General features: G+C 28.3%; 13 protein-coding genes and 1 tRNA gene. 5 read left to right on the top strand and 9 right to left on the bottom strand.

Translation table 4 applies throughout. From position 1 onward, the window contains the following. Nucleotides 1-34: 34 nt before the first annotated feature. Nucleotides 35-370: a hypothetical protein gene (locus ACXYRO_RS04075; protein WP_458614393.1), complete on the bottom strand. Its 336-nt coding sequence runs from the start codon at nt 368-370 to the stop codon at nt 35-37. 444 nt (nt 371-814) lie between these two features. Here ACXYRO_RS04075 and ACXYRO_RS04070 point away from each other — a divergent pair. Then, a tRNA-Trp gene (locus ACXYRO_RS04070) sits at nt 815-889 on the top strand. Between the two features lie 45 nt (nt 890-934). Then, nucleotides 935-1,930, top strand: a complete 996-nt coding sequence (locus ACXYRO_RS04065; RefSeq protein WP_458614392.1) for an NAD(P)H-dependent glycerol-3-phosphate dehydrogenase — start codon at nt 935-937, stop codon at nt 1,928-1,930. A gap of 27 nt (nt 1,931-1,957) precedes the next feature. Here the strand turns inward: ACXYRO_RS04065 and yidC are convergent, their stop codons facing one another. Genes yidC through rpmH form a run of 3 tightly spaced genes read right to left on the bottom strand, consistent with a single transcriptional unit; the run spans nt 1,958 to nt 4,609 of the window. Further along, the gene (gene yidC, locus ACXYRO_RS04060) at nt 1,958-4,135 is read right to left on the bottom strand and encodes a membrane protein insertase YidC (protein WP_458614391.1); all 2,178 of its coding nucleotides are present in this window, start codon (nt 4,133-4,135) and stop codon (nt 1,958-1,960) included. Further along, nucleotides 4,113-4,454, bottom strand: a complete 342-nt coding sequence (gene rnpA / locus ACXYRO_RS04055) for a ribonuclease P protein component (RefSeq protein ID WP_435129202.1) — start codon at nt 4,452-4,454, stop codon at nt 4,113-4,115. The genes yidC and rnpA overlap by 23 nt, the downstream gene beginning before the upstream one ends. An 8-nt stretch (nt 4,455-4,462) precedes the next feature. Beyond that, complete coding sequence (rpmH, locus tag ACXYRO_RS04050; protein ID WP_004794083.1) at nt 4,463-4,609, bottom strand: 50S ribosomal protein L34; 147 nt, start codon at nt 4,607-4,609, stop codon at nt 4,463-4,465. Nucleotides 4,610-4,783: 174 nt separating this feature from the next. Here rpmH and serS point away from each other — a divergent pair, with 174 nt between their 5' ends. Further along, nucleotides 4,784-6,061: a serine--tRNA ligase gene (gene serS, locus ACXYRO_RS04045; protein ID WP_458614390.1), complete on the top strand. Its 1,278-nt coding sequence runs from the start codon at nt 4,784-4,786 to the stop codon at nt 6,059-6,061. Next, nucleotides 6,045-6,893 (top strand): HAD-IIB family hydrolase, encoded by an 849-nt coding sequence (locus tag ACXYRO_RS04040; protein ID WP_458597901.1) that lies wholly within the window; start codon nt 6,045-6,047, stop codon nt 6,891-6,893. The genes serS and ACXYRO_RS04040 overlap by 17 nt, the downstream gene beginning before the upstream one ends. A gap of 21 nt (nt 6,894-6,914) precedes the next feature. Here ACXYRO_RS04040 and ACXYRO_RS04035 read toward each other — a convergent pair whose 3' ends face one another. From ACXYRO_RS04035 to def, 5 genes are read right to left on the bottom strand one after another with little or no spacing between them, the layout of a single operon-like run. Continuing rightward, nucleotides 6,915-7,622, bottom strand: coding sequence for a PQ-loop domain-containing transporter (locus ACXYRO_RS04035; protein WP_458597903.1), 708 nt, complete (start codon nt 7,620-7,622; stop codon nt 6,915-6,917). Nucleotides 7,623-7,646: 24 nt separating this feature from the next. Next, a complete protein-coding gene (locus tag ACXYRO_RS04030; RefSeq protein ID WP_458597905.1) occupies nt 7,647-8,234 on the bottom strand; it encodes a DJ-1/PfpI family protein in 588 nt (195 codons plus the stop codon). After that, entirely contained in the window at nt 8,234-9,145 is a 912-nt protein-coding gene (locus tag ACXYRO_RS04025; RefSeq protein ID WP_458614389.1) for an MSC_0882 family membrane protein, read from the bottom strand. Before ACXYRO_RS04025 ends, ACXYRO_RS04030 begins: the two co-directional genes overlap by 1 nt. A gap of 2 nt (nt 9,146-9,147) precedes the next feature. After that, nucleotides 9,148-10,347 (bottom strand): hypothetical protein, encoded by a 1,200-nt coding sequence (locus ACXYRO_RS04020; protein ID WP_458597909.1) that lies wholly within the window; start codon nt 10,345-10,347, stop codon nt 9,148-9,150. Between the two features lie 8 nt (nt 10,348-10,355). Then, complete coding sequence (def, locus tag ACXYRO_RS04015; RefSeq protein ID WP_458597911.1) at nt 10,356-10,919, bottom strand: peptide deformylase; 564 nt, start codon at nt 10,917-10,919, stop codon at nt 10,356-10,358. A 62-nt stretch (nt 10,920-10,981) separates the two neighbouring features. Here def and plsY point away from each other — a divergent pair, with 62 nt between their 5' ends. Continuing rightward, nucleotides 10,982-11,725 carry a glycerol-3-phosphate 1-O-acyltransferase PlsY gene (gene plsY / locus ACXYRO_RS04010; RefSeq protein WP_458614388.1) on the top strand — a complete coding sequence of 248 codons (744 nt, stop codon included), beginning with the start codon at nt 10,982-10,984 and terminating at the stop codon, nt 11,723-11,725. Nucleotides 11,726-11,901: the final 176 nt, after the last annotated feature.

Below are 11,901 nucleotides of genomic sequence, written 5' to 3'. Positions count from 1 at the left end.
AATTTGATATAATACAAAACGAATGCAATCTGTTTTAGATTGAAAATCACCTCAGAAATATGCAGAGATGATACAATGTTAATTTTCTGTTAATTTTTATGTCCTTGTTTATTAGTCCTGTAATTGTTTTATCTTTTTCTTTATATTTCTTTAAATTATCTGAATTACTTAATATTAATGAAATAATTTTTTCAAATGTTAATACTTGCATATTCTTTTTAAAACCATCATTATAATTAAATAATGCTTTTTGTTCTATCTGTTTATAAAGATTGCTTTGATTCAATATTTCGTTAATAGCTGTGACCTCTTCATTGAGAATATATTTGTTGTTTTGACGAGCAAAGAGAAAACTTTCATTCTCATCCACATCATCTGAATATATTAAAAATGCTTTTTCAACTTGTTTATTTATTTCTTTTATATTAAATGCATCTCATTGTTAACCCTTTATTCTATCACTTCTCATTGAAGTTGTAGAAAATATTATCCATTCTTTGTCATCAAAAAATTTTATAAGAAACGGTGCATAAAACTGTTCGTTATTAGTATAACCTTCTTTACCGATTATATAATTTACACGAAAACTCATTATATAATTATTATTTTTACAAAAATTTAACAAATCAATTATGCTCTTCTGAGCATTATGACCATGTTTACTCTTATCTTTATTTGAAAACGACATATAACAACCTCTTTTATAAAGATTCAAATTTCTTTATTTTATTATATCAATTAGAATAAATATAGAAGAAAAATCTAAAATAACTAATTTATATTTTGCTTATTTATGGTATAATAATGAAATATTAGGAGTATAGTTCAACGGTAGAACATCGGGCTTCAACCCCGTGTGTTGTGGGTTCGAATCCTGCTACTCCTGCCATTTTTTTATATCTTGAAATTATTGCAAAACTTGTATAATAAACATATGAAGAAATTATACAAATTTGGTTTTATCGGAACGGGTGCTTGGGGTAGTGCTTTAGCAAATGTTCTTTCAGAAAATGGACATAATGTTATTATGTATGGTATTGATAAAGTCGAAGTGGATGATATTAATAACGGGTATAATCAAAAATATTTTTGATCTTTACCTTTTTATGCACCAGATAAGATTAAAGCGACACTTGATTTTGATGAAGTAGTATTAAACAGTGAAAATATTGTTTTAGCAGTTCCAGCTAACACTTTAAAAGGGATTTTAAAACAAATGCATCATAGTTTAAAAAACCGTAAAGTAAATATCATTAATCTGTCAAAAGGAATTGAAAGTGTTTCAGAAATGTTTTTTAGTGACTTTATCCAACATCGTTTTAAGAGAAATCTTAAGAACTTAGTTTCTTTAGTAGGGCCTTCGTTTGCTATTGAAGTATTTCAAAAGGAAGTAACTATTATTAACATCTTAGGAACTAACAGTGATTATTGTCAAGAAATTATGAGTTATTTTAATAATCGGTATTTTCAACTTCGTCATCAAAAAAATGTCCTTGGAAGCGAGTTATTCAGTGCTTTGAAAAATGTTTTAGCTATCGGTTTGGGAATTTTATCAAACCACACTAATAGCAACAATACTGTTGCTGCGATTATAACAATCGGGGTGAATGAAATATTAGATATATATAAGGTTATCTCAGGAAATGATGATGTTAAAATGGGATTTGATTTTGCTGGTATTGGTGATGTTTTCTTAACCTGTAATTCTTCTAAGAGCCGTAATTATATGTTCGGTAATCAAATTTCCGAATTTGGTATCAGCAAAGCACTTGAAAATAATTCAAAAACTATCGAAGGATATCAAACTGCTAAAATACTTGCTAAAATGCTTAAAGAAAAGCAAATTGAAACCAAATTATTTCAAAGTATTATTGATATTCTCTTTAACAAAAAAGAACCTATATTATTAACTGATTTTCTTGTTAATTAAAAACACCAGATATTTCTGGTGTTTAATTTATGATTTTTTAAGACGACTTTCATATTTTTGTTTATATCAAGTTGTCTTTTTTAAACGATGGAGAAGAAGAACTTCTCCAATTTGTCATAATCCACCAAATAATCAGTAGACTTGCACACCTACCGAAAATAGGACTGTAATTACAGCAAATACAATCACCATAATCTTTTGGGTACGTTCTGATTTCTTTAATGCTTGTGCTTCTGCTATGGTATTTCTTTGCTTAACACCCTTGCGATTCAATAGTTTTGGAAGCAACTGTGATAACACTTGAATAGCAATTGTTAGAATCAGAATTCAAGAATATATGAATTCTCCACTTAAAATCTTAGTTCATGAAACAGAAGCAAAATTTAATCCTAATCAAGTAGTTTGTTTTATTTGTGGAATTGCTTGAATTACACGCCACATCGCAAGGAAAACCGGTATAGTTAATAAGATGCTACCAAATTGGTCAAGTGGGCTTATATTATATTTAGAATATAATGCTTGAATTTCTTGGTTTTTCTTCATTTTCATTGCTTTGTTTTTTTCAAAACCAACATATTTTGCTTCAATTGCTGCTTTTTTAGGACGAAGACTATCTTGAACACTTTGCATCATTTTAGATCTAAAGGTGATACCAAACATAGTTAAACGAGTAATAATTAAAGCTAAAATGATAACAATGATAGATCCTCAACCTTTTAAATCAGGAATACCTTTGCTTATTCCTTGTGTAATTGCAGAAAGTGGATATACTATAAATCCGTAAAATGGACCATATGCTCAAGCTTCACCTCAATTAGTTATTGCTTGACTTGGATAATCACCTTTAAAAGGTATATCAATATCTCTTCTTTTTTCTGATTTATTATCTTTATTCTGACGTTGTCCTGAATCATATAAAATATTTTGCTCAGGGTTATACTTAGTAGCTGCAGTAGGTTCTGTAAAAACAGTACTTTTCCCTGTATCTTTATTAAAACTTTTAAAATCATCAGCATGTAAAAAACCTAATTGTGTAAGATATTGAGTCATTGTTGCTTGATAAACATCAATATAGAATTTTTCTGCTTGTGAAATTGGTATTCTTGGATTACTTTGTCCTTGTAATTTTTTTGCTAAGAATTCTAAATAATCACTAAATGACTGGTAATCTTTCAAAACATCCTTGTCTTTTTGTTTGTTTTCTGGTAAAACAGCATATTTATTAAAATTTGCGATAAATGTACTGTTTGGACCAAATGAAAAATTGTATAAGGTTTGGAGAACATCACGAGCAAATGCTAAATTAATAGTATTTTCTGTTAGTAAACCTGTATATTTTGGAACGGATTGTAAACCTGATAACCCTACTAAAATATAATTTCCATTTTCAACAGTAGGTATTTGTTTTTTAGAATCCTTTGTTTCTGGATGTGTAATTACCTGAACAAGTTGCTCATCTTTTTTTGATGCAAAAGTCAATAGGTATATATTAGTAATATCATTAGTATATTTATATCTAGTTGAGTTACTTGCTTGAAATAAGAATCTTCTGTTTTTTGCTATTAAACTAATATTATTTTTATCAGGATTTGCAACAACGTTTTTATTTTTATCATCATAATCATATCCTAAGTTTTTTATCACTTTCGGATCATCGATAGCAAAAGTTGTATAATATTTTTTTATTTCTCCATATTCAGGTTTAGGATATTCTTTATGTGCTTCTTTAATACTTCCATCCTTTTGCGGTTCTTTAACAGTGTATGTATCATCTTTTGATCAAGAATCAGATGTTTGTTTTTTTAGTTTTTCAAGAATATCTGGATTGTTTACTAGAGTGTTTATATCAGGATTTATAGAAAGAGTTGCAAGTTCATAAGGAACGGTTTGTATTTTTCCATCTTTTGTAACATCTTTGTTGTCATTATCTTTGATGTTTATCTTTTGTTCTTTTGTGTCTTTTACAACAAAAGTATTTACACGTGGGGAAACTTCATCCTTGCTTGAGTAAAATTCAATACTATTTCCTACACTCGATGAATTTTTAAGAACGAATGATTGCACGCAACCTGTTACTGTTAAACCAAATAACAAAGTATATAAAACAATCTTAATTCATTTTCAAACTTTCTTTAGTGTATCTTGTTTTTTTTGTTGTTCCTTACCTTCTTGGTTGAAATAATTAAAATGATTTATTTTTTTCATTTTTCCTAAATTTCTCAAAGAGTTTAGCAATTGACTGCTTTTTAGTTGCATAATCATTTGCAATAAAATCTTTGCGAACAATTAACACAAAATCATAATTTAAATCATAAATCTTAATTTCATGAATAATTGCTTTAAGTTGTCTTTTATTATAATTACGACCGACTGCATTTTCAAATTTCTTTGGTACTGTAATACCTGCATGAAATGAAGAACTTTCTGCATAATAGATAACTAAATATTTATTAGAGACATATTTATTATTGTCAATTATTCTTTGAAAATCTCAGTTTTTTCTTAGTCGATATTGTTTTTTCATACAAATTATTATTTATCTGAAACTGTTAATCTTTTTCTACCTTTAGCTCTTCTTGCTGCTAAAACTTTTCTTCCATTTGCTGTTTTCATTCTAGCTCTAAAACCATGAACTTTGGCATGTTTACGTTTATTTGGTTGATATGTACGTTTGCTCATTCGTCCTCCTTTATAAATATATAATAAGCGTGAATAAATTATATAACAAATTTTTTTTTATCAAAGTAGCTTATTAAATAACAAAAACAACTATAATATAGCAGTAAAAATGGTATTTATCATATTATTAAAATCAATTAACAGTGTATAATTTACATGAATGTATGAGGTTTTATGTTAGATATAAAATATATAATTAGTAATGAAAATGAAGTTAAAAAACACCTAAAAAATCGTAGATTTGATATGCATTTTTTAGATGCTTTTTTAACTTTAGCAAAAAAACGCGGGCATATTATGTATGAAGCACAAAGTGCTAAAAGTAAATTAGCAGCAATTTCTAAGGAATTTGGTTTATATAAAAACAACCCCGAGAAACTTGCTCAAATTAAAAAAGAGATTCAAAAAATTAAACAACACCAAAGTTTATTAGACGAACAAAGTAATGAACTTATCGCAAAAATTACAAATATGCTGCTACAAATCCCTAATTTACCTACGAATGATGTCCCTGTAGGTAGAGATGAAAATGATAATGTAGTTATTGAGAAATTTGAAAACCTTGGTAGAGGACTTGTTTCAGATGTGTTGCCACACTATGAAATTGCGAAAAATTTAGATATCATCGATATTGAAAGAGCAGTTAAGTTATCTGGTTCAAGATATGTTATTTATAAAAATCAAGGAGCAAAGTTAGTTCGTGCATTAATTAATTTTATGCTTGATTTACACTTATCCAAAGGATATACAGAGTTTAACACACCAGTGATTGTTAAAGAAACTGCGTTATATGGAACAGGACAGTTACCAAAATTCCAAGAAGATTTATACAAAATTGAGGGTGTTAACGAATATCTAATCCCTACTGCTGAAGTTACATTAACTAATATTTATAATAATGAAATAATTAATCTTGACAAACCTTTTAAGGCGACAGCATATACTGAATGTTTTCGATCTGAAGCAGGTAGTTCTGGAAAGGACGCCAAAGGAATCATAAGACAACATCAATTTAAGAAAATTGAATTAGTTAAAGTCGTTAATGCTGAATCTGCTTGAAATGAATATAATCAAACCGTTTTAGATGCAGCAGATGTACTAGAAAAACTCGAAATTCCTTATCAAAAAGTTCGCTTATGCACTGGTGATTTAGGTTTTTCAGCAAAAACCACAATTGATTTAGAACTTTGACTGCCATCAGAACAAAGATTTAGAGAAGTATCTAGCATAAGTTATTTTGGTGATTTTCAAGCTCGACGTGCGATGATTCGTTATAAAGATAATGATGGTAAAACAAATTATGCTCATACAATCAATGGTTCTGGTGTCGCTGTAGACCGTCTTATTGCTGCTATTTTAGAACAATACCAAAATCCTGATGGGAGTGTTTCGGTTCCAAAAGTTTTAATCCCTTATATGAGTGGAGTAGAAAAGATTGAAAAACAGAGTTAAAAAACCTTATGTATTTGCTTTTGATTTAGATGGAACCTTACTACAAAGCAATAATAAAGCACACATTGATACAATCAAGGCACTTAAAAAATCAAAAGAACACGGTCACATAAATGTAATTGCTACAGGGCGCGGAATCACTAAGACATTACCTCTTTTAGATTCAAAAGCAGTTGATCATATTGATTATTTAGTTTGTTCTAACGGAACTGCTGTATATGATATAAAAAATCAAAAAGCCTATATTTTAAATAGTTTAGATAAAGATATCTTTTATATAATGAGAGATATTGCTAGCAAGCATCAACTTATCATAACTGTTGATACACATAATTACAATGCTACCGCATTACCTAATAATCAAAAACCTCACTGAATTACAGATGCAAATATAATGGATATGAACATCATAAATCAAATCAGCATCGAAAAAATGCAAGAAGTTATTGAAAATAAAGATGTCCAAATTGTACAAATAGCACTGCGTAATCCACTTAAAAGCGCTAAGGAGATTACGGATTTGACTAAGAAATTGCTTAAAGATTTTGAATGCAATATATATCTTACCAACTCAATATATACAGATGTAAATCCGATTAACACCTCCAAGTTAATCGGATTAGAATATTTGCTTAATTTACTAAATCTTACAACTAAAAACCTTGTCACCTTTGGTGATAGTGGAAATGATATTGATATGACGAAACATGCTTCTTTAGGAATAGCTATGGGTAATGCTACAGCAGATTTGAAAGATGTTGCAACACACATCATTAATGACCATAACAGTGCAACAATTGGTGAATTTATTACTTCATTTTTAGCAGAATAAAAACAAGGTACTTCCTTGTTTTTATTCTGCTAGCTTTTTTCTTCTTTGATAATCCATAAAACTAAAGATAAATTGAATACCAAATAAAATAAATGAAATAATTTGTCACACAATACCCCCAACAAATGCATATTTATGCATAGCAGTTGCTGGATTAGAGATGTTTAAAGCTCAGAAAATAATTCATACAGTATTATTTAATTCATAAACTAAAAACATATACGGTGAAACTCCTTCTCATGAATTTGTTTTAATTGAGAAAATCATCTGTGGGATAAATGCTAAGGTTGTAAAAGCAGGGAAAATAAATCCCATAACTGATTCGGTTTTTGGATCTCATAAATAAACAGGAGTTTTAAATGAATTTGTTATTTTTAGGGCAATAAAGATAAGAGCAATAATTCAAGTAATTACTATTGCACCCATTCCAAAATATTTTATACGACTATCAAACTCATCTTTATATTTATAAAGTAAGATAATCATAGTTCCGTATAAAAATACCCCGACTGTATTGGCTACAAAAGTGCTTAATAATTTTTTATTTCCAAGCGATGATCATATCAATCAAAGTAAAATTCCAATCTGAAAGACTCAAAATGAAAAGAAGTTTACATTTCCGGTTTTACGGGTTTTGATTTGGTTAATTAGTTGCGGGACACCTAGCGATGCAACCACTATGGCTGCAATTCAACTAAATGTATGAATTGATATTTCTAATGGATTCATAGTGCTATTATATAATAAAACACACTAATGTGTGTTTAAAATTTCTAATATTTTTTCTGTATCACTGTTACCTGAAATTTGTTGGTATGTATTAATTGCTACATCGTCTCCAAACAGCACCTGCAACACTTTATATGCAAGTTTTTCAGCAGCAAATGCAGATTTACCTGAAATAATATTCTTATCAATTACGATACTTTCATCATGATAATTAATACCTTTTCGAAATTTCTGACTTCATTGCGATGGGTATCCAGTGAAATCTTTCTTTTTAATTATTTGATGTTCTGCTAAAACATTAGGTGCATCACAAATAGCCGCCATATTTTTATCTTTATTAATTCATTCTTGTATTTTATCTAATGCATCCTTGTTTTCTCTAAGAGCTTGTGCTCCACGTCCACCTGGAATAAAAACAAAATCATATTCATCTAAATCTATGGTTTTGTCTATATTTTCAATTTTAGTAAAACCAAATTGTCCGCTTGCCTGAGTTAAAAACTTGTGATAAAAAGTTATTTTATCAAACATATTGGACTTTTTTCAAATTGATAACGGAGTCACAAGTTCAATATCATTAAAATTATCTTCAATAAAAACTAATAAATTCATTATTTTTTTCTCCTAATCATCTTGCGATATACTAAGTATAACATTCAAGCAAGCGGAATTAAAACAACTAAGATAAAAATGATAATATACAAAATTAATCATGCTTTATTTTCAGATTTCTTGCGATTTTGAATTAATTCTTTTAATTTTGCTGTTGCATCATCGCTTCCAAGTTGCAAATCAATATCTTGAATGCGTTTTTTATCATATAAAAGTACTGCTATTAATAAACCTGTTAATCCTAGTTGCACAACCAAGTCAATAATTAACATAGTTTTTACATTTCCAAAAGCTTTATCCAAAGCTTCTTGGAAGTTTATAGAAAGATAAAAATTAGTATGAATTCCTGATGCTTGTGAAGGTGGTGTGCCTATTTCTAATGTTTTTGCTGACCATAAACCAAAAACAATTAAATTAAATAAGACAAAATAAGTTGTAAAAAAGAAATAAATTCACTTTATGCGTAAGGCTTTTAAAGATAAATTTTTAAATGTTTCAACAAACATGCTGCTTGAAGCTGCATCACCTTTTGCATATGATTGTCGAAAACTATTTTCAGTCTTTTTTCAACCTGAAATCCTTATCAATCCTTTTATAGTTAAAAAAGCTGATAATAAAAATAAAAATGAAAATACTACATATAAAGCAATCCCGGAATAAGGATCATCTAAAGATTTCAAAACAACAACCAAAATAATTGCCAAGACAGATAAACCCCAAATAACACCTCAAAAAATTGCACTAATTCTACGAATAAAAATTTCTTTTTTTATGATTTTCTGAGTTGCTGGATTTAGCAAACCTTTTGGATCACGATATTTAACTTCTTCTTTAATTTCACTTTTCGAATCCATTTGAAGTTGTACAGTTTTAGCAACTAATTCATCGGAATTATTTTTAGGTTTAAACATAATTAACCTTTATTTTTAGAAAAATCATATGTTGCGATAAAGTTAGTTAGTGCATCTACTGTTTTTCTAACATCAAATTTATTGCTACTATTTGGATCAACTTTTTCATATGCACTTGAGATAAATGCATTTAAATCTTTTTTGGCATCCGAATTTATTTTATCAATTATCTTTTGAGCAAATGCTAGTTGTGTCTGGGCTGCTTTATCTAAATTAGGTGAAACATATTGTTCATAAATATTTTTTAAATTCTCTTCGTTTGTTATATAGTTTGTAGCAATTTCTTTTTTCTTTTGATCATTTGCTATATTATATTCAACCTGTTTAGTCTTAACTGCTTTTATGATATCATCAGTTAACTTTTTATCAAAATTTTTGGTTAGAAAATCAAGTGAATTATTTTCTCTAGCCTTATTCAAAAATGTTTTTCTAAGTCTTTCATCATTTATAATTGGAACTAATTTATTTGCAACTTCTTTAATTTTCTCTTGATCTTTTGATGTAATTTGATCAGGTGCTTTTTCTAAGATTTTTTGAATATCTCCTTGGCTGCTAAATTCTGATGCAAGGTCTAAGATATTAATAATTTTTGGAACTAAGCCACCGTAACTTTCACCTTTTCCACCGGTCATCAAATAAACTGAAAACTTGGATGCTTTAGATACTGATGAATTTTCAGGAGTAGATGAAGAAAGCACATTAGCAAATAATAGGGTTCCTGGTAACCCGACTATCATATTTCCTAATCCACCTGCTAAAAAACGAATTAAAAAATGTTTTTTTGGTTTTTCTTGTTTAATTACTTTATATTTTTTACGTGAATAAAAAATATGAATAAAGAAGATAATAACAACTCCTAAGAACCTTACAACTCAATATGTTATCAATGCAACAAGAGTAGCAAGTAAAGGAATAAATCTACGAATATCTGAATCATCTATTTTTTTTGTAGCAACCGTTACACTAACTATAGAAGCAATTATCGATAAAATAATCGCAGTTATTTTAACAGGAATATATTTTCAGTTATATAAAAAACCAAAACCAAATGAAATAATAATTAGAGCAGCAACCATAACTGGGATTCATACACTACCATCGACTGATTTTAATGCATCTGATATTTTTCTTAAAAAATCAGGGATTTGTTCTTTTGCATTATTTTGTTCTTGAAAATGTAAAATTAAATTTGTTTGCAGCATCTTATCCTTTAAATATATATTGCTTTATTCTTCTTTTTGTGTGGTTGTTTCTTATCAATTCGATCAATAAATAGCATTCCATTAAGATGATCTAGTTCGTGTTGAAAAACAATTGCTAAATAACCTGATACTTCATATCTTAATTGCTTTCGCTCAAAATAACTATATGCTTCTACAACAACTTTGTTGCTCCGATGTACTAATCCATCTTGATTTGGAATACTTTCATCAACACTTAAGCAACCTTCACCTGATTCTATAGCAATTTTTTTATCACTTTTTACCAGTACCTTAGGATTAAACAACACATCCTTAAATACTGTTTTTTCTTCACCATCTTTTACATGTACATAAAAAACATTTTTTAATATCCCATATTGTACTGCTGCTACACCTACTCCAGGACGGAATTTAGTATCCGGACTTTGGCTATCATCAATATGATAAATCATTGATTCGGCAAGTTTAATATCCTCATCTGTTAATGGGATCGGAACATTATGTGATTTTTTACGCAAAATAGGATCTGGAAGTTGCACTATATTTATCTCAAATTGTTTTTTTTCTTTCATTTTTATATTATATAATTATTTATAATTATTTGAAAATATTTATATTGCTATGAAAGGGAATAATGGTAGCATTTTTAAGTATCTTAACAAATATAGTCTTTTTTATTTTAGGTTATCTAGTTGGTTCATTAAATACAACAATTATTATCGGTAAAAAATTCTATAAAGTCGATGTTCGCGATTATCACTCGGGTAATGCAGGTTCAACAAATGCAAAAAGGGTTTTGGGTAAAAAAGCAGCTCAAATTATTTTATGAATCGATGGATTAAAAACCTTAGCAATTGTTGCAATTGCATATGGGATAACCTATGCTATAAATCATGATATCACTTTTAGATTAGAACATCAAAGTAATTTTGCAGATGTAAGTTATATAAAAGAAACTTTATACATCTTTCCTTCGTTTGCTGGTTTAGGAACAGTAATCGGGCATATTTGACCTATTTTCTTTGGTTTTCGTGGTGGAAAAGGGGTTGCTACAATTTTAGGATTAGCAACATCAATAAATATTATTTTACTTCCTATATTTGTAATATTATATTTTTTAGTAATTTATATATGAAAATATGTTTCATCAGGTAGTGTATTATCAGCAAGCATCACAGGTTTTTTTGCACTAATTCCTTGGATTTCAACTGGTATTTTAGGAACCTTAAATGCTACTAGTGATTCTTTATTCTTTATAGTTTATATTATTTATTTTGTTGCATTATTATTTGTTATATATGCTCATTATGATAACTTTTTAAGAATTCATAATAAAACTGAGCGCAAAGTTTCTTTTAAGAAACATAACAGTAAGTAAAAAAACTTTCTTAATCTATATGATAGAAAAGAAAGTTTTTATATGTATTTGCTATATGGTAAGGACTTAATATATTCTTCCATAAAAACCCAGTCTGGTGTTCCATCTGGTTTTGATGGTAGTTTGATGATAGTATTTTTTAAAAGATCCAATTTCCTTCCTCTACCAAAAGATCA

This window comes from Mycoplasma sp. 4013 (assembly GCF_054353875.1).
The sequence above is the reverse complement of the archived record's forward strand: the minus strand, read 5'-3'. Positions and strand labels throughout refer to the sequence as shown.